The sequence below is a fragment of the Agrobacterium sp. ST15.13.015 genome (genome assembly GCF_027871645.1).
Lineage (GTDB): Bacteria > Pseudomonadota > Alphaproteobacteria > Rhizobiales > Rhizobiaceae > Agrobacterium > Agrobacterium leguminum.
The window spans coordinates 42640-61197 of the sequence record NZ_JAQAHF010000015.1 but is presented as its reverse complement, the minus strand read 5'-3'; the positions used below and the strand labels follow the sequence as shown (position 1 = coordinate 61197).

Here is an 18558-nt window from a genome sequence, read left to right as displayed (position 1 = left end):
TTTATTTCACGAAAGTTTTGGTCAAGCCCGCCGTGCGGTCGACGATGAGGACGACGGCAAGGGTGAGCACGATCAAGAGAACGGAAATGGCCGCAACGAGCGGATCGGCCTGCGTTTCCACATGCTGATACATGGCGACGGGAAGCGTGGTGATGCGCGGGCCGGTGAGGAACAGCGAAATTACCGCTTCATCGAACGACACCAGAAAGGAAAGTGCCGCCGTCGCCACGACACCCGGCGCGATCATCGGCATGGTCACGCGTCGGAAGACCGTGAGCGGCGATGCCCCGAGTGTCGAAGCAGCCTCCTCGAAAATCAGCGGCAGGCCGGCAAGCGAGGTGGTGAGAACACGCAGCGCATAGGGCAGCACGATGATGAGATGGGCGATCACCAGACCGGTGAAGGTGCCTAGCAGGCCGGCACCGGCAAAGACGATCAGGATCGCGAGGCCGAGAACGATGGTCGGCAGCAGCAGCGGCGCGGTGAAGAAGGCGAGAAGCGCGTCCGCGCCGATGACCCGCATGCGAACGATGGCATAGGAGGCCGGCAGGGCGATCAGCATGGACAGCACGGTGACGATGATGGCGAGAAGGGTGCTGGTGCCCAGCGCTCCCATCATCTTCGAATTATGCATGAGATCGACATACCAGCGCAGGCTCCAGCCGGAGGGAGGAAAGGTCATGTAGCTATCGGCTGAAAATGAGATCGGCACGACGAGAACCACGGGTGCCAGCAGGAAAAGGAACATGATGAAGGCGACGATTTTCAGCGCCAGCGGAGCGGGACGTTCTTCCATCTTCGATCTCCTTTAAAGAATGGCCCGCAGAAGCCGGGAATAGAGCACCAGGGCAGCGCCGAAAATCACGAGGATGATCATCGACAGCGTCGCGGCGAGCGGCCAGTTGAGCGTCACGATGGCCTGATCGTAGATTTCCGTCGCGAGAAGGAAGACGCGCCCGCCGCCAAGCAGCTTGGGGGTGATGAACGAACTGACGGCGAGAACGAAGGAAAGCAGGCAACCAAGCGCGACGCCGGGCATGGTGAGCGGCACGATGATCCGCCAGAATACCTTCCATGGCGATGCGCCGAGCGTTTCCGCCGCCTCTTCGACACGCGGATCGAGCCTGCCGAAACCGGCAAGCAGCGCCAGGATCATATAGGGCATCAGGATTTCCGTGAGACCGATGACGACGCCGACCTTGTTGAACAGCAACCGCACGCCGCTTTCGGCACCGAGCGCTAAGAGGATGTTGTTGATGAGGCCGTCATCGGCAAGGATCGCGATCCAGCCATAGGTGCGCACCACGGCCGATGTGAGCAACGGCGAAATGACGAGCACCAGCAGCAGCGTCTTCCAGCGGCCCTGCGCCCGGTGAAGATAAAGCGCGATGGGATAGGAGGCGATGAGTGTGAGAACCGTGATCAGAAGACTGGTCAGGATGCTCTGGCCGATCAGTTCAATATAAAAACCGTCGGTCAGGGTGGACGACCAGTTGTCGAGCGTGTGGGCTTCGCCAAGACCGCCGCCGCCAAGGCTTTCACGGAAGGAAAGCAGGAGCAGGTTGAAGACGGGCATGACGAAGGCCAGCCCATTGACCGCAATGATCGGCCCGAGAAGAAGCGTTGCGAGAAACACCATGGAGGATGTGCGGCTGCCGGGAGCCGTGATCATGACCGCCGCTGTCATTGGCCTGCTCCGAAGACCAGCGTGTCCTCCACCCGCCAGACTAGGCTGACCGCGCTGCCCGCCGCCACAGGTGTTTCCCCGCCGGAAGTCGCGCGCTCCACCGACAATGTCTGTCCGCCCGCGGCGATCTCGTAGTGAAGGATATCGCCCGCATAATAGACATCGCGAACCTCACCGGCGATGCGATTGACCGGCGCCCCCTCGAAATCGGGTGCGGCGTCACCGGCAACCGTCATGGCCATACGGTGCGGCCGTACCATAAGGTCGATCTTGCCACTGTGCGAGCCGGGCGCACGCAACACCGCATCCCCGACCGTGATGTGATCGCCGACCGCGTTTCCGACCAGCCTGTTGGTGCGGCCGACGAAAGAGGCGACGAAAGCCGTTGCCGGGCGCTCGTAAAGATCATGCGGCGTACCGAGCTGTTCCAGACGCCCGCCATTGAGCACGGCAACCTTGTCGCACATGCTGAGCGCCTCCACCTGATCATGGGTGACGAAGATGGAGGTGATGCCGAGCTGTTTCTGGATGCGGCGGATTTCAGAGCGCATCTCGTCGCGCAGCTTGGCGTCGAGATTGGAAAGAGGTTCGTCAAACAAAAGGATGGAGGGCTGGATGACCAGTGCACGCGCCAGTGCGACGCGCTGCTGCTGGCCGCCGGAAAGCTGGGCGGGCCGGCGATCCTCGCGCCCTTCCAGCCGCACCATGGCAATCGCTTCGCGTGCACGCCGTTCCGCTTCGGCAGCCGGTACCTTGCGCATTTCAAGACCGAACATGACGTTCTTGAGAACCGTCATATGCGGGAAAAGCGCGTAACTCTGAAAAACGAGGCCGATATCGCGCTTGTAGGGAGCAAGCTGGGTCACATCCTTGCCGTCGATCAGGATCGAACCCGACGTCACGGGGGCAAGGCCGGCAATCATGCGCAGCGATGTCGACTTGCCGCAGCCGGATGGACCGAGGAAGGCAACCAGTTCGCCCTTGGGAATCTCGAGATTGAGATTATCCACGGCGACCATGGTTTCGTAGCGCTTGGTCAATGAACGAATCGAGAGAAATCCTGGCTGCATGATGTCTGAAGTTCCCATTCTGGCTTTTTGCCTTTCTCCAGAACATGTCCCATCCCGGCGGGGTCGCGGACATGCCCTGTCCCTTGATCTATGCAATCGCGGCGGAAATTCACCTGCACTCTGCGCGGCGCTTTCCCCAAGCAGGCCTTCGGGCCACCCACCCCTCCATCGATCCCAACACCGACGGAGGAAATGAGCCGGGGCCTATGCCGTTTCCGCATCCGCCCGAAGGGGATGCGGAAGACTTGCCATTTTTCACGACAGAGACGCGAAAGCCTTAGCGGCTGAGCGGGATGACCTTGCGGCGCCAGTCCTGCGTGATCTGGTCACGAACCTTCGAGAGGCCGATCCAGTCGACCGGGATAACCTTGTCCATCGCCTTGACGACCGTGCGATCGCTGACATCGGGAGCCACCGTGGCCTTGGCGTTGGTCGGCGCATAATACATGGCGGCGGTGAAGGCGGCCTGGGCTTCCGGGCTCAGCGCGTAATCGATGAACTTGCGGGCCGCCTCGGACGACGGGCCGCCCTTGACGAGATTGAGCGTATTGATCTGCAGGATCGTGCCTTCCTTCGGAAGAACGACCTTCATCTTGCCCTTGGAACCATCGGCATTCACCTGGCTGCGGGCATTCCAGCCCACGCCCAGCGACACCTGGCCGTTGACGACAGTTGGATAGACTTCCGGCTTCGGTTCCCAGGTCTGGACGTTCGGCGCGACTTCAGCCATGGCATTGATGCCGGCGTCGATATTCTTGATGAAGTCGGTGCCGCCATTCATGTGGTCCATGATGATGGTCGTACCGATACCGACGATGTCAGGAGCGCTCAGCATGGCGATCTTGCCCTTGAAGGCGCTGTCTTTCAGGGCATTCCAGCTATCCGGTGCGGTCTTGATTGCATCGGTATTGTAGATGAGAACGAGGTTGTCGAAGGTCACGCCGACACCGGCGACGCCTTCGAAGCGGGCGTTCGGATAGAGGTCGGCAACGTTCTTGGTAACGCTTTCATCGACCTTGTCGAACAGACCTTCATCCGTGCCGGTCTTGGCGACGGAGACGTCCATCAGCGCGATATCGGATTGCGGAGCAGCTTTCTGGGCGCGCAGCGAGCCGAGCATGGCGGCGGAACCCTGCTGCGGGAAATAGTCTACCTTGATATCCGGGTTGGCGGCCATGAAAGGCTCGATGACGGCCTTGGTGTAACGCTCCTGGAAAAGGCCGCTATAGCCGAGGAACGTCACGGTCTGCTGGGCGTGCGCCGGCAGGGCCGCCGCGCCAAGCATGAGAATCCCACTCAGAAGTATCGATTTCTTCATTGTCCTGTTCTCCTCTATTGTTATTGGGAGTGGCGAACGGATCCGCCACCCGAAAGATTGTGTCAGGCGCTGAGCTTCGCCTGGACGAATTTGTTGGCGCCGGAAATATCCGGCAGCTTCTCGCCGTTGCGCAGGCGTTCCAGAAGCACGATCTCGGCTTCCTGCATGCCGATGGCGCGTTCCGCCATGGCACGGGCCTGGCTCGGATGAAGGGCGACAACGCCGCTTTCATCGCACAGGATCGCATCGCCCGGATTGATCATCTGGCCACCGACGCTGATCGGAACGTTGATCGCGCCTTCCAGACCAAGGATCTTGGTGGTGATCGGCGACGGGCCGCGGCACCACATTGGCATGTCTACCTTGGTAAATTCCGAGAAATCGGTCGCCGGGCCATCGACGACACCGGCTTTGACGCCGGCCATCTTCATGGTGTTGGTGATGACGCCGCCCCAGCAGGCGTGACGCGTATCACCACAACGGTCGATGAGAACGATATCGCCCGGACGCACGAGTTGCGTCAGGTAGTGGAGCATGGTCGAATCCGCATTCGGGATGCGCAGCGTGACGGCGGTGCCCGCCACGCGCTTGCCCGGAAGAACGGCCCGGATTTCAGGATCGACGAAACCGGAATGAAGCACATGTCCGATCGTTGCGACTTCGACCTTTTCAAGAAGCTCGATGATGTCGGCGCCGATCTGTTCCGGCATGGGGTTGACGATAAACATTGGGTCTTTCTCCGATCAGAGAACGTGGTGGTTCGCCACCGGCACGTTGGCGCGCACCTTGGCCGAATAGTCGAAGTCGAGAGCGGCGCCAGCAGTTCCGACGGTGTCGGAGCATTGCGCGACGATGTGACCCCACGGATCGATGACCATGGAATGACCCCAGCAGGCCTTCTTGCCGCCCGCATGGGTGCCGATCTGGCCGACAGCGAGGAAATAGGTCTGGGTTTCGACGGCGCGGGCGCGAGCCAGCACTTCCCAATGGTCCTTGCCGGTCATCAGCGTGAAAGCGGCCGGCAGAACGATGACATCTGCACCCTTGTCCCGCAGGGCACGGAACAGTTCCGGGAATCGGATGTCGTAGCAGATGCCGCAGCCGACCGTCCTGTCGCCAACCTTGTAGGTCACGACCTCTTCGCCACGGGCAACGGAATCGGATTCGCGGTAGCTGATGCCGTTCGGCGTATCGACGTCGAACAGGTGAATTTTACGGTAACGGGCGATCTGTTTGCCGTCCGGGCCGAAAACGAGCGTCGAATTGTAAAAGCGGTTGCCTTCCTTCTCGACGATGGAACCGGCATGCAGCGTGATCGCGTGCTTTCTGGCCAGATCCGAAAGCAGCGAGTAAATCTCGCCGCCGGGGAATTGTAGATGCGGCTATCGGACAGTCCGTGGGAATCGAGAAGCGCCCGCAACGCCTGATGCGGCTGTGAGCCGGTCGAGAAGGTAAGCAGCGGAAAATGCGCTATATCTTCAAGCGTCACACCGGTTTCCGGCAGCGGCAGCTCGACGGCGCCGACCCAACAGGATTCGAAGGTGCAGAGCGGTGAGTTATAGATATCCGCAGCCATGATCGGCCCCATGATGAAACCGACATCCACCTCGCCGTTCTGAATGCGCTGCGAGAGTTTCAGGCTGGTATCGATGGTCAGATCGAGGCTGACACCGGGATATTGTTCGTTCACTCGGCGGATGAGCAGCGGCAGCCAGGCATAAACGATCGTATCGGCGGCACCGATCCGCACCGTACCCCTCAGCGCCTCGCGGTTACTGACGATCTGCCGGAACTCGCCGGTGAGGTTGACGATCTTTTCGGCATGTTGCAGCGCCAGACGACCGGCGGGCGTCAGGTTGACGCAGCGCACATCGCGCGTGAACAGCACGACACCAAGCTCCCGCTCCAAAGCGGCGATCCGGTTGGATACCGATGCTTGCGTTGTGTGCAAACGTTCCGCGGCTGCCGAAAAGCTGCTCAATCGGGCAGCCCAGAGAAAAGTTTCGAGGAATCGCGTATTCATGGGCTCAATCTTCTCGCATGGCTCCGCGATCCAGCTCCAAGTCTCTGGCTTCGTCTTGCCCTTGGCCTTTGTGGTTCAAGGGGCAGTATGTCCGATGCGCGCGCCCATAGGCAAGCGATCAAAGCCGGCGCCTCCCTTTCTGAAGTGATTGCGCCGGCCTCCCTGAATGGAGGCATTGGATGGGGATCAGCGTGCCGTGATCTTTTCCTGCAAGAGCCGGATGGCGAGATGCTGGATCAGAATGATCGTCTTGGCATCGCGAATATCGCCGCGGCCGATCATCCGCATCGCCTCGGGCAAGGCGATTTCCAGCACGTCGATGTCTTCGCCCTCGTCCGCTGAACCGCCACCTGCCCAGACCTTATGTTTCTCGGCATATTCGCCGTAGAAAAAGGCGAGATATTCCGTGACCGATCCGGGGCTCATATAGATATCGAACAGATGCGTAAGTTCGGAAACCTCATAACCGGTTTCCTCGATCAGCTCCGCACGCATGCGCGTCGCCGGGTCAGCGCCTTCCAGCAGCCCCGCCGGTGTCTCGATCAGCGATTCCAGACCGCCATTCAAAAGTACCGGCAACCGGAACTGGCGGGTCAGCAGCACATTGTCGCTTGCCGGATTGTACAAAAGGCATGTCGCGCCGTTGCCGCGATCATATGCCTCCCGGGTCTGCCGTTGCCAGCTTCCGTCCCTCAGCTGAAGTTCATACTCATACTTGGTCAGCCGTCCCCAATCATCCGCCAATACGCGTTCGGAAATGGGGCGGTAAACACTGCTAGTCATCAAATTCACCTCGTTTTCGTCTGTCTTTTCAAAGGCCATGCAACTGGCCTTCGACATGCGTGCGCGTTTCGCCGCCAACCCATATCTGGCCGGCATCGTCGCGGGTCAGATAAATGCGGCCGTGGCGGCCAAGGTACGTTCCCTGCGCCGCGACATAGTCTTCGTCAACCACACCCTTCGCGAAAAGCCATTGCGCCGGCACTATCTTGCCACCACATTGTGCGCCGTTTCGGGCTGAAGATATTTAGCCCGAACGCGATGGAATTCATAAGCCGCATCGTCGGACACGGCCTTGGCCGCCAGCCACGCATGGTGATGCCGCTGGGCGGTAATGACGACGGCGCAACACATTCCGCCGGACTGCTGCGCGGGCGGGAAACCACCGTTTTGAAACTTCTCTCCGAAGGCCGCAGCAACAAGGAAATGGCCCGCGATCTCGGCCTTTCGGAAGCGACCGTGAAATTCCACCTGAAGAACATCTACGCGAAGCTTGGCGTCAGCCGGCGTGGCATGACCGTTTCCGTCAGCAAACATCTCAAGCTGACCGACCGCGAATGATGCCGACATCGATATGCGATGTCGGCCGGTTCCCATGAGGTTGTTACACTGGACTACACTTGAACCAGGTTGAGGCAAATGACGGTCCTGTCATCGCTGAATTCCGCCGTTGTCGAGCCTTTGACGGACGGATACTCACGCAGCTTGTGAAAATCCGCCGCCTCGACACGCGCGAATTCCGCTTCCCAGGCCGTAACATCCGTCCCCGCCGGCAGGGACAAATAGCCGTCGGAGAATATTTCAACACTCGAGAGCCCGTCTTTGGCGATGCGGACGTCAACCGTCCCCTCCTGCATGACGGTTCCGCCATTCACCGAGGCGTAACCCAGTACATGCCCATGCCGGTTTGCGAATTGCGGCTGGACACGGATTCCACCCATCAGGAATTCCTCGACCGTTTCAATCTCGTTCTCAAGGCCGCTCATCCCGGCCGCGGCAATAACGACATTTTCCGCATCCCGCGCCGTCATGATACCGTTTGCGACAGCCGAACGCAGGCCTGAGAAGATCGTCGCGCGCGTGCGCGCCTCGGCCGCGTCGCCATCGCCGATGGCGGCGAGAAGCTGTTTGAACACGAATATACGCGCCGAAGTGCTTACCGTATCGATAAGCTTTGTGTGCTGAAACAGACGGGTGCCGTTGATCCTGACGCCGGAATCGCCGGCAAGCAGCAGGCGGAAGCTGTCGCCCATATCCGCGACGATCGCCAGGGTGGTTGATGGCGGATGGCCGGCATTGATGCGCTGCGCCTCCTTTTTCAGGATATCGCTGATATTCTGAAAAAGCGCGGGCGCGGCGAGTGTTTCCAGCCTGCCGTCAAGGCTCATCTCAGCCACGGCATTGGCGGCGGCAAGGGCCGCAATGCGGCCGGAACTCAGCCCGCCGTAACTTGCTCCGGTCGGGTCGGTCGCGCCGTCGAAAACGGCCAGAACCCGTCCGGGAATGAGAAGCGCCACATCGTCCCCCGGCTTTGCGGCGTTCTTGTATTTCGATTGCGAAAAGCTCGCGATATTCATCTTTCTGGTGTCCTTGCAGAGGGGGCTGGCGGCGACACATGGGGTCGCCGCTGCTGTAGTTTTGAATGATATTTGATGGCTTCAGACGAAAGAGGCTTCCTTGTCTTCCGAAAGCCGGAAGACGACGAAGACGCAAAGTCCGGTGCTGACGAGAAGCAACGTTGAAAGTGCGGCTGCCGTGCCGAACTCGCCGTCAATCACCTGAATATAGATCAGCACAGGCATCGTAATTGTCCGCGCCGTGTAGAGGATCAGCGTCGAGGACAATTCGTTGATGGCGGTGATGAAGCTCATCAACGAACCGATGATGAGACCCGGCAACATCAGCGGAACCGTCACCGATATGAACGTCTTTGCCGGCGAAGCGCCGAGATTGATCGCGGCCTCCTCGATGGAAGGCTTGATCTGCCGCAGGATCGAGGTGGTGGAGCGGACGCCGTAAGGCAGGCGGCGGATAAACACCAGCAGGATGATGATCAATGCCGTGCCGGTAATGTCGAAAGGCGGATAACGGAACGTCGTGACGTAACCGATCGCCATGACGACACCGGGTATCAGATAGGGCACCATCAACAGAAGATCGAGCGAGCCTGATACTGCATTGTCTCGCCTGACAACGATGAAAGAGAGCAGGCCGGAAACGATGGCGATCAACACCACCGCGGCAAGCGCAAAGGTGAAGCTGTTGGCAATCGCCTGCGGTGAATCGCGGAGAATGCGGGCATAGCTGTCCAACCCGAAACCGCCGGTGAAAACGGGACCGTTCGTTGCGAGGAACGATGTGTAGATGACCGTGAGAGACGGCAGCATGGCAACAAAGACGACCAGATAGCAGAAACCGTGCACGATAAACGATTTCAGCGGGCGCATGGAGCGCTTTACCGGCCGGTTCGTCAATGAGCTGGCATAACGGCGCTTGGCGAGAATGTGCCGCTGCAAGAGAAGTGCGGCCATGGAAATCGCAATCATCACCATGGAAATCGTGACTGCCATGGTCGGCGTGCCGGCCATTTCGGAGGTGTATTGCGCATAGGCGATGGTCGAGAGCGTCCTGATGCCCTTGCCGAGGATTGCCGGCGTTCCGAAGTCTGCGATCGACAATACGAAGCAGATGATCGCGCCGGTGCTGACTGCCGGAAAGACCAGCGGCAAGGTGATCTTGCGGAACCGTTGGAACGCCGTGCAGCCGAGGTTTTCCGCCGCATCCTCATAGGATTTGTTGATGGTGTTCAGCGCATTTTCCGTCATCAGGAAGATATAGGGAAAGAACTTCAGGCTGAAGACCATCACGATGCCGGGTATCCCATAAATCGTCGGCAATGAAATACCGGCGAAAGACAGGAGATTGGTAACCGCGCCGTTGGCGCCGAACAGCATGATCCAGGCATAGGCGCCGATGAAGGGCGGTGCGCACAGAACCAGCACAGCGAAAGTCGCAATGAAGGTGCGGCCCTTTATGCGGTAACGCGAGGTGCAGAAGGCAAGCGGAATACCGAGCAGGCAGGCCCCCAACATGCCGAGCACGCCGATGACAAGCGTGTTCCACAATGCCACGGTATAAAAACGCCGCGTCAGCACTTGAACATAGTTGCCGAAACCGAAATCACCCGTCTTGGCGTCGAAGAAGCTGATGAAGAACACGCTGAAAATGGGCAGGATCAAAAAGATCGCCAATATGACAACGGCAAATGCCGTCACGCTGGTCCAGAAGCCTGGCAGTCTCAGGCGGAAGCCGCCCGTCGTTGCGGTCGCGGTCATATCCGTCATGACAGGCGCTCCCCGGTAACGCCCTCACCGAAGAGCTTGGTATCGCCCGCAGACCAGGAGAAAATCGTTTTCTGGCCGGGCTGAAGGGCGATGATATCGGGCGACGGCTTGGTGATCGCCTCGATTTCCTCTCCCGACGACAGTACCGCGGCAACATTCATCTCGCGACCGGTGAAGCTGACCTGCCTTATGGTGACAGGCAGTTCGATGCGGCGTTCATCTTCGGTCGCGGGCGAGCCAACGGTAATCGCTTCGGGACGGATGGCGGCAACGACCGTTCGTTGCGGCGCAATGGCGTCGACCTGCGGTAGCGCCACCACGTGCCCGGAAATGGAGGTCTGTCCGCCCGAACGATCCAGCGTCAGGAAATTGTTCGCACCCACGAAGGAGGCGACGAAACGGTTGGCGGGATTGTTATAAACCTCCCAGGGTGCAGCTGCCTGCTGGATGACGCCGCCATACATCACACAGACCAGATCGGACATGGCAAGCGCCTCCTCCTGATCGTGGGTCACATAAACCGTGGTAATGTTCATGGCCTGCTGGATTTCACGCAGCTCGCGCCGCAGGTCCACGCGCAGTTTCGCATCGAGGTTGGATAATGGCTCATCCATCAACAGCACTTTCGGATTGATGACGAGCGCTCGCGCCAGACCGACGCGCTGCTGCTGACCGCCGGATAATTCATGCGGCATGCGCTTGGCGTAGGGAGCGAGCTGCACGATATCGAGAATCTTGCCGACACGTTCACGAATCTCGGCGGAAGACGCCTTGCGCTGCTTCAAACCGAAGGCGATGTTGTCGAATACGGAAATATGCGGGAAGACCGCATAATCCTGAAAGACCATGCCGACATCGCGCTTATGCGCAGGCACATGTTCGATCGCCTGTCTTTCGATACTGATGCTGCCGCTATCCTGCTGGTGAAACCCGGCAATCGTGCGCAGGAGGGTCGTCTTACCGCATCCGCTTGGACCGAGAAGCGTAAAGAACGATCCCGAGGGGATGGAGATATTGATGTCGGAGAGGGCAACGACATCCCGGTAACTCTTCTTGATGCTGGTAATTTCCACGGCGGCCATGTGCTGCTCCATGACAGATCCTGCACGGCCGGTGACCACGCTGGACAAACGAAAAGCGAATTGTGAATGGGATAAAGAGGGACGGCAGCTTCTGCGCCGTCCCCGGCAATTATCTTACTGAACGTCGAGCAATGTCTCGTTCCACTTTTCCATCAGGCGCGCGCGATTGTCCGCAGCCCACTTGAAATCGTATTTCGCGTCTGGAACATCGGAAAGCGGAACGAGTGCCGGATTGGCGGGAACATCGGTTCGAACCGAGCGACGACCCGCCTTCACGACGATTTCCTGCGCTTCCTTGGAGACGATGAAATCGATGAAGGCCTTGCCATTGTCGGCATTCGGCGCTCCCTTGACGAGTGCCATGCCGTCAGGCGCAATTGCCGTACCCTCTTTCGGATAAACGATTTCGACCGGCGCGCTGCCGAGCTTGTAGCGCAGCGCGGCATCTTCCAGCGTAATGCCGACGGCCTGTTCGCCATCGTTGACGAAACGCGGCACCGCGCCTGACGAGGTGGAAAGAACCGAGTTGCCGAGGATGCCGGTATAAATTTCCCAGCCTTTTTCCTCGCTGTCGAAATCCTGCAATACCGTCGCCATCTGAATATAGGCCGAGCCGGACTGATCGGCGCGGGCCGACGAAATCAGACCTTTATATTCCGGCTTTGCAAGATCGGCCCAGGACGTCGGAACGGGAGCGCCTTTCAAGGCTTCCTTATTGACGATAAAGGCCGTGACGACAGCCGTGAAAGGCACCCAGTTCGCGCTCGGTGAAAAGGCTGGGTTGATCGATGCAGCCTCAACCGGCTTGTATGGCTCGAAAAGGTCGGCGGAGAAATCGATAACCGTTCCGTCGACGCTCCAGATTACATCGCCCGCCGCCTTGCCGCTCTCCGCCTTGATGCGGTTCATCAGCTCGCCGGACCCGGCTTTGACAAGCTCGACCTTGGTGCCGGTTTTCTTTTCGAACATGGGCAACAACTCATCCATGAGCTGCTGCGGGGCGGCGGAATAGACCACGACGGTACCTTCCGCATGAGCGAAAGCCGCGCTGGCAAGGAAAGTGGCGCCGGCAAAAAGGCGCGCGAAAATAGTGCATGATTGACGCATAAGGGGGCTCCGTTTTTTGTTCCCTGACAGACCGGCCCTGCGACATGATTTCTTTTTGATTTTGCCGTCGCCACCCGCCGTCTGCGATTTATTTTCGTTACGTAAATTAATTAGTCAAGCCGGAATTTATTTCGAATATGACAATAAAATATCATATTGAAAAAACACATTATTTCCTGATTTTGACTTACAGCCACCCAATTTCAATGGCGGGATTTCCGGCGAAACGCGTGTACAATCGCGTAATTTTCGCTAATCATCCGGCATAATTTCTCGCGGGAGACTTTTTTGATCGATCTCGGCTACAATGAGCGGCGTCTGCTCGAGATTTTGCGCGGCAAGGGAGGCATGTCGCGTATCGAGCTGGCGCGGGAGATGGATGTTTCCGCACCCACGCTGACCCGCCTGACGGCCAATCTCCTGGAATCCGGCCTCATCCTCGAGGCGGAGGAGGCACGCAATGACGGTAAACGGGGGAAACCCTCCACCGCCATCGAGATCAATCCGAACGGGCTTTTCACGCTGGGGGTCTACTTCAATCCAGACGATCTGCGGGTCTGCGTGGCCGATCTCAACGGCACGATAAGGCAGGAAATCAGATCGGAACTGGAAGGGCACAGTTTCGAGCATATTATGGAGATGGCCGAGGCATCCGCCCGGCAAGTCATTGAAAAAGCGAAGATAAAAAAGAAAGATGTGCTGGGCTGCGGTATCAGCTTTCCCGGCCATTTCAAGAGGGATCGCGGCCATGTCTTCCGCATCAAGCAGTTCGAAAGCTGGCGCGATATCGACGTCGAAAAGGACTTCCAGCCCTATTTCGATTTCCCGGTCTTTCACGAAAATGACGGCAACACCGTCATTCTTTCCGAACTCTATTATGGTGCAGGCCGCAATATTCGCAATTTCGCGATGATCTGGCTGACATATGGCATCGGTGGCGCCCTGGTGGTGCAGCGCCATCTCTACCGCGGCACCAATGGCAATGCCGGCGAGTTCGGCGGACTGTTTCCGAAATCCCATCCCCGCCCCTCGGGACAGGACCTGTGCGACACTCTGGCTGCTCAAGGCGTCGGCATTCGACGCCTGAAGGACATTGACGAGAGTTATGCCGACCATCCCGCCGTGGTGTCGTGGCTGGAGCGGGCAACGGATCAGCTTCGCCTGCTTTCACTGACGGTCGCCCGCACGATGGATCCGGCAGCCATCATTTTCGGTGGATCGCTGCCGGACTGGATTCTCGAACATATCGTGCGGCGTATCGGTTCGCTGGACATACTCGGCGAAGATTTTTTCGTCGAGCCTCCGGAAATACGCAAATCGATCATGAGCGACCTGCCTCATCTCGGCGCCGCCAGCATACCGATCTACCGCGCCACCACGCCCAGCTATTATTCCGGGCGGGCGCTGAAAGGCTGGGCATGACATGCCATGGCGGGCAGAACTGTTTTCCGCATTTGTCTGGCCGTTGATGACAGGGGGCGCCGCTATCTGGATATGCGTCGCCGGAATTCCTCCGTGCCCTGCATGATCTTGTCCAGAAGAGCCTCTATCGCCCAGAAACGCTCCTGAATATCGAACGTCACCGCACGGCTTTCGATGTCGCTTATGGTGCCGAGGCGCTGGTGATAGAGCTTCGCCAGTTTGGGATAGCCCATGGGCTCCGCCATGGCGGCGAGCGCCAGATAGACCGACAGCTCGTCAGCCAGTTCCGGTTGCCGGCCGGCTTCCGTCAGCAGCCATTTGTAGAGATCGGGATGGAAATTGGTGAAGACCCCGGTGAAACCGCGCGATCCCGCCTTCATGGCGTCGAATGCAATTGCCGCATTGGCGTTGACGATGGCGAGCGGCGTATTCGCGGTGAGCGCTACACGCCGCTTGACCGTTTCAAGATCACAGGAGACATCCTTCAGGATAACGAAGCGACCGCTATTGGCGCAGAAGGAAATTTCGGCATCGGTCATGAGACGGCGATAGGGCGCCGGGCATTCGTAGAGACCAAGCGGCAGGTCGGAAGGCAGACGCTCAAGGAGCCAGCCGAGATCGTCGAGAAACTTCGAGCCGCCCTGCTGCCGGGCATCCAGCCGGTTGGTGACAAGCACCATGCCGTCAACTCCCGTCTGCGCGATGGCATTGAGCTCTTTCTGCTGATCTTCAAGCGCCTCGCTGATATGGCCCGAGGCAATGACGGGAATGCGGCCGGCGGCGGCTTTCTTAACAAAAGCAGCCAGTTCCACGCGCTCCTCAAGGGTGAGGAACATCATCTCAGAAGACTGGCAAACGGCAAACAGCGCGTCCGATCCATTGGCAATGTACCATTCCACGAGATTGGCGACGCCCTCGAAATCTATCTTGCCGCCCCTGAAGGGGGTGATCATCACGGGAATGATGCCTTCGATACGCTTGGTCATTGTTTTCGTCCTGTCAAACATATGTGGTTCCGGCATTTCGATGCGGAAGCCTTGCCGGCGTGGATCAGAGCTGTCGAAGATGAAATTCGAAAATAGGCCATTCAGGGTCGAGGGGACTGAAATGCCCGGGTGATCCGTCGCAGCACGGCGTTCGCGTGATCGCCGGTAACCGCGGAAATCATCACCACGTCCAGTTTCGAAAGCTGTGGGAGCAGGCCTTCCCTCACCTCCCGCAGACCGGCAGGCGCTACACTTCGCGCCAGCAGTGCGACGCCGATCCCGGCTTCGGCAGCCGCTCCCACCGCCGTTGCCCCGGTTCCGACGAATACCTCACGCCAGGCAATGTCCGCCGCCTCCAGCGCGCGAAGGGCCATGGCTCGCAAATTGCAGGGCTCCGGTTGAAGCACCAGCGGCACCGGCAGGTTGGAAGGCAGATCGAAATCCGCGCTGCAGTACCAGCCGAAGCTTTCCTGAAACAGCAACTCGCCATCGCGGCGAATGTCGTCATGCCGCAACACGACGATCGCATCGAGCGCGCCGGCATCGTAGAGCTCAAGCAGCGTCCTGGTGCCGGCCGTGCGCAGATGAAGCGTAACGCTCGTCTCACGCTCGCTGATCACCCGGAGTATCCGGGGCAAATCGGCCCCGATCAAATGATGCGTGAAACCGATTGCGAGGCGGGTCGGCTCCTGCCCAAAGACATCGAGCGCACGCCGGCCGGCCGCAACATAAGCCCGCGCGGGCTCCAGAAAGCGTTCGCCGGCCGCCGTCAAACGCACGCGACGCGGCGTCCGTTCGACGAGACGATGCCCCAGCATGTCCTCAAGCCGGCGCAGGCGCAGCGATATCGCAGCCTGTGACGTGTTCATCACGCCTGCAACCCGTGTGAAAGACTGCAATTCGGCAACGAGAAGGAAAGCCTCGACGGCCTCGGGATCCAATGAGCGCATGTTTTGCATAACAAGCTGTTATCGCTGAAATGCGCAAGCCCCCTAATTCTATCGGGTTCTCGCGAGCGCTATTGCACGAAAACTCTCAATAGGAGCTTTTCGTGTCTTCACAGATTTCCTCGACCTCGCCCACGCCCGCCACCGACCGCCGGATCTGGGCAGTCCTCGCAGTCGCCGTCGCAACGCAAACCGCAGGCTCGTTCGTATCGCAGGGGATTTACATCCTCGTGCCCTTCTGGCGGGAAGCATTCGGCATCTCCCTCGCATCCGCATCACTGGCCGTGACCGTCATGAACGGTGTGCAGATCGTGACGATGTTCACGCTCGGCCGCGCCATCGATATTCACGGTGAGCGCCGCATCGTCGGCATTGCCATGCTCGGCATGGCGCTCGCGATGGCCTGCGCGGCGGCATTCGCAAACAGCCTGCCGGCGCTGCTTTTGTGCATCGCGTTTCTGGGCGGCACCTATGCTGCGGTCCAACCGGGCGGCACGCGGGCGATCATGCGCTGGTTCCCGCCTGCCAAGCGCGGCATAGCGACTGGGTTTCGGCAGGCTGCGGTTCCTTTCGGAACGATGATCGCGGCCGCCCTCCTCCCGTTCATGGCGGTTCGTTACGGATGGCATGCGGCAGCATGGCTCTGCGCCGGTGTTTCCGTCACGGGCGCCGCACTCTTCTGGGGTCTCTATCGCGAGGGAGGCGATGTGGCCGCAAAAACCGAGCGCCCGCTTCCCCTGGCAAGACTCGCCCGCGAGGTCGGGCAGAATTCGAGCTTCTGGCCCGTATTACGGCTTGGTATCGCCATGTCCGCGTTTCAATTCACCCTCACCGCGCACGTCATCGGCTTCATGGCGGATGGATTGGGGCTTGGCCTTTTTGCCGCATCGTCCATGTTTGCCGCAACGCAGCTTGCGGGCATTCCCGGCCGGATTTTGCTGCCATGGCTCAGCGACCGTTTCCGGCCCGGCCTTCGTACGCAATCCTTCGGCCTGGTATCCGTCATTGCCGCAGGCGCTGCCGCAATCCTCGCGGCACTGCCCATCGGCGTTCCGACGCCGATTATCCTCATCGTGCTTGTCGTGCTGGGAATATTCGGGATCGGTTGGTTTCCACTTTATCTTTTGCAGATCGCCGAAAGCGCACCGAAAGGTTCAATAGCGTCGACGATTGCCTTCGCTTCCACGATCTGCCTCGGTGTCATGGCAATCGGCCCCTATATATTCGGCCTTCTGGTCGATCATCTTGGCTACGGGGCAGCATGGTCCGCACTGATCGTACCGGTGGTCGCAACAGCGCTGCCCCTCACATCGCCGCGCCTGCCGAAGGCTCAGATCGGCTCTTCATGAAACTGGATAGGCGCGGTTCACCGAAACCGGCAAGGTGGTGGTGCGCGGCGAGCCGCAATTGGGCATCGTGACAGTCGGGCGTTTTCCGCTTGGACAGGATGACGTGACCGCGCAGGTCACGGCGGACCTCAACAGGGCAGGATATCTTGCCGAGGCAAGCGACGACATCCATGAGGACACCTCCGTTGCCATTCTCGGACGCGCCGCCTTTCACCGCTGGAAAACGAGCGGGAATGACCGGTCGGCACCCAACCTGTCGATCCTGAAGACGGCTTGAAACGCGGTGACAAACCGCCTTTCCTTCGGATCACGAAGTCCAGCATATCGTTGCTTTTGGCCTCCATGGCGAATGGCGGGTTGAGATGCAGTCCGGCAAAGGGTATCAGGTGCCACTCCCAGGCGGAGCTTCCGCAAGCAACAAGGCGCATCCTGACATGATCCCGGACTTCCTCGTCACCCATTCCGGTGGCTTCCATGCCGACGAACTGCTGTCGAGCGTCGTGCTGACCCGGCTTTTCCCGCAGGCACGCCTGATCCGCAGCAGGGCGCCCGAATGGATCGCACCTGGCGCAGACCGCATCGTCTACGACGTCGGCGGTGTTTATGACGCGGCGAAGGGCGCCTTCGATCACCACCAGCGCGGTGCGCCGTTGCGCGAAGACGGTCAGCCCTATAGTTCGTTCGGACTGATCTGGAAGCATTTCGGCCGCGATTATCTCGCCGCCTTCGGCGTTCCTGAAGACCATATCGAAACCATTCACGCCTCTTTCGATGCCAGCTTCGTGCTGCCGGTCGATCTGGTCGACAATGGCGCGCTCAGCCCCTCCACCGCGGGGGCACTCGCCGGGCTGACCCTGCCCGTCCTGCTGGAAACTCTGAAACCTGTTTTCGACGAGACAGATCCCGAAGCGGACAATCGCAGTTTCCACGCGGCGCTGGCCATCGCCCGCAGCTTCGTGGAGGCAAAGATTGCCAACAGCGCCGCGAAATTGCGGGCTGAAACGCTCGTGAGCCGGGCTATCCTGGATGCCGGCGACGGACATATTCTGGAACTGCCGATGGGAATGCCGTTTCGGCCCGCCATCAAGAAGGCGGGCGCCGACCATCTGCTCTTCGTCGTTCATCCACGCAACAATGACTGGTGCCTGACGGGTATCCGCCGCGAGGATGAAGGCTTTGAACTGCGGGCGGATTTGCCGGCGGCCTGGGCCGGCCTGACGGACAAAGATTTGGAAGCGGTTTGCGGCGTCCAAGGCGCGAGTTTCTGCCACAACGGCCGATTTGTCGCGGCGGCCAGAACCCGCGATGCGGCACTGGCCATGGCGGAGCTGGCGGTAAAAGAGGCGACCGCAGCCAAACAGTGACATCGCAGCCGACCATGCAAACCACGCATTCGGCCCGGCAGCAGGAGGCGAAATTAAGCCCGGGTGCGGGTTTTAATCT

General features: G+C 59.4%; 18 protein-coding genes and 2 pseudogenes. 5 read left to right on the top strand and 15 right to left on the bottom strand.

Translation table 11 applies throughout. From position 1 onward, the window contains the following. Position 1: 1 nt before the first annotated feature. From PIB16_RS21150 to PIB16_RS21110, 9 genes and pseudogenes are all read right to left on the bottom strand, one after another. Positions 2–796: an ABC transporter permease gene (locus PIB16_RS21150; protein ID WP_065654923.1), complete on the bottom strand. Its 795-nt coding sequence runs from the start codon at positions 794–796 to the stop codon at positions 2–4. Positions 797–808: 12 nt separating this feature from the next. Continuing rightward, the gene (locus tag PIB16_RS21145) at positions 809–1687 is read right to left on the bottom strand and encodes an ABC transporter permease (protein WP_003521979.1); all 879 of its coding nucleotides are present in this window, start codon (positions 1685–1687) and stop codon (positions 809–811) included. Beyond that, the gene (locus PIB16_RS21140) at positions 1684–2757 is read right to left on the bottom strand and encodes an ABC transporter ATP-binding protein (protein WP_065654921.1); all 1074 of its coding nucleotides are present in this window, start codon (positions 2755–2757) and stop codon (positions 1684–1686) included. The genes PIB16_RS21145 and PIB16_RS21140 overlap by 4 nt, the downstream gene beginning before the upstream one ends. A 277-nt stretch (positions 2758–3034) precedes the next feature. Continuing rightward, positions 3035–4075 carry an ABC transporter substrate-binding protein gene (locus tag PIB16_RS21135; protein ID WP_065654920.1) on the bottom strand — a complete coding sequence of 347 codons (1041 nt, stop codon included), beginning with the start codon at positions 4073–4075 and terminating at the stop codon, positions 3035–3037. 62 nt (positions 4076–4137) lie between these two features. Further along, the gene (locus PIB16_RS21130; RefSeq protein WP_003521976.1) at positions 4138–4803 is read right to left on the bottom strand and encodes an RraA family protein; all 666 of its coding nucleotides are present in this window, start codon (positions 4801–4803) and stop codon (positions 4138–4140) included. A gap of 15 nt (positions 4804–4818) precedes the next feature. Beyond that, the gene (locus PIB16_RS21125; protein WP_271046314.1) at positions 4819–5430 is read right to left on the bottom strand and encodes a carbon-nitrogen hydrolase family protein; all 612 of its coding nucleotides are present in this window, start codon (positions 5428–5430) and stop codon (positions 4819–4821) included. A gap of 44 nt (positions 5431–5474) precedes the next feature. Next, positions 5475–6098 (bottom strand): annotated as a pseudogene (locus PIB16_RS21120) (LysR family transcriptional regulator); the annotation flags it as partial. A 186-nt stretch (positions 6099–6284) separates the two neighbouring features. Further along, positions 6285–6881 (bottom strand): NUDIX domain-containing protein, encoded by a 597-nt coding sequence (locus tag PIB16_RS21115; protein WP_065654964.1) that lies wholly within the window; start codon positions 6879–6881, stop codon positions 6285–6287. A 28-nt stretch (positions 6882–6909) separates the two neighbouring features. Next, positions 6910–7077, bottom strand: a pseudogene (locus PIB16_RS21110) (phenazine biosynthesis protein PhzF); the annotation flags it as partial. 62 nt (positions 7078–7139) lie between these two features. On the opposite strand from PIB16_RS21110, the gene PIB16_RS21105 reads away from it, so the two are divergent. Continuing rightward, complete coding sequence (locus tag PIB16_RS21105; RefSeq protein ID WP_065654917.1) at positions 7140–7439, top strand: response regulator transcription factor; 300 nt, start codon at positions 7140–7142, stop codon at positions 7437–7439. Positions 7440–7492: 53 nt separating this feature from the next. On the opposite strand, the gene PIB16_RS21100 is transcribed toward PIB16_RS21105, so the two are convergent. The 4 genes from PIB16_RS21100 to PIB16_RS21085 all read right to left on the bottom strand — a co-directional run bounded on the left by PIB16_RS21100 (position 7493) and on the right by PIB16_RS21085 (position 12411). Continuing rightward, positions 7493–8455 (bottom strand): hypothetical protein, encoded by a 963-nt coding sequence (locus tag PIB16_RS21100; protein ID WP_065654916.1) that lies wholly within the window; start codon positions 8453–8455, stop codon positions 7493–7495. Between the two features lie 81 nt (positions 8456–8536). After that, positions 8537–10222 (bottom strand): ABC transporter permease, encoded by a 1686-nt coding sequence (locus tag PIB16_RS21095; RefSeq protein WP_065654915.1) that lies wholly within the window; start codon positions 10220–10222, stop codon positions 8537–8539. Beyond that, positions 10219–11316, bottom strand: a complete 1098-nt coding sequence (locus PIB16_RS21090; RefSeq protein ID WP_233282700.1) for an ABC transporter ATP-binding protein — start codon at positions 11314–11316, stop codon at positions 10219–10221. Before PIB16_RS21090 ends, PIB16_RS21095 begins: the two co-directional genes overlap by 4 nt. A 102-nt stretch (positions 11317–11418) precedes the next feature. Continuing rightward, positions 11419–12411 carry an ABC transporter substrate-binding protein gene (locus tag PIB16_RS21085; protein WP_065654914.1) on the bottom strand — a complete coding sequence of 331 codons (993 nt, stop codon included), beginning with the start codon at positions 12409–12411 and terminating at the stop codon, positions 11419–11421. A 288-nt stretch (positions 12412–12699) separates the two neighbouring features. On the opposite strand from PIB16_RS21085, the gene PIB16_RS21080 reads away from it, so the two are divergent. Further along, positions 12700–13833 (top strand): ROK family transcriptional regulator, encoded by a 1134-nt coding sequence (locus PIB16_RS21080; protein WP_065654913.1) that lies wholly within the window; start codon positions 12700–12702, stop codon positions 13831–13833. A gap of 62 nt (positions 13834–13895) precedes the next feature. Here the strand turns inward: PIB16_RS21080 and PIB16_RS21075 are convergent, their stop codons facing one another. Together PIB16_RS21075 and PIB16_RS21070 are read right to left on the bottom strand one after the other, a co-directional pair. After that, positions 13896–14819, bottom strand: a complete 924-nt coding sequence (locus tag PIB16_RS21075; protein ID WP_020812371.1) for a dihydrodipicolinate synthase family protein — start codon at positions 14817–14819, stop codon at positions 13896–13898. Positions 14820–14920: 101 nt separating this feature from the next. Next, on the bottom strand, positions 14921–15778 hold the full coding sequence (locus tag PIB16_RS21070) for a LysR family transcriptional regulator (protein WP_065654912.1): 858 nt from the start codon (positions 15776–15778) through the stop codon (positions 14921–14923). A gap of 92 nt (positions 15779–15870) precedes the next feature. Between PIB16_RS21070 and PIB16_RS21065 the strand changes: the two genes are divergently transcribed. From PIB16_RS21065 to PIB16_RS21055, 3 genes are all read left to right on the top strand, one after another. After that, entirely contained in the window at positions 15871–17115 is a 1245-nt protein-coding gene (locus PIB16_RS21065) for an MFS transporter (protein ID WP_065654911.1), read from the top strand. A gap of 58 nt (positions 17116–17173) precedes the next feature. Beyond that, complete coding sequence (locus PIB16_RS26805; protein WP_423748618.1) at positions 17174–17392, top strand: hypothetical protein; 219 nt, start codon at positions 17174–17176, stop codon at positions 17390–17392. Between the two features lie 157 nt (positions 17393–17549). Further along, positions 17550–18479: an MYG1 family protein gene (locus tag PIB16_RS21055; RefSeq protein WP_065654909.1), complete on the top strand. Its 930-nt coding sequence runs from the start codon at positions 17550–17552 to the stop codon at positions 18477–18479. Positions 18480–18558: the final 79 nt, after the last annotated feature.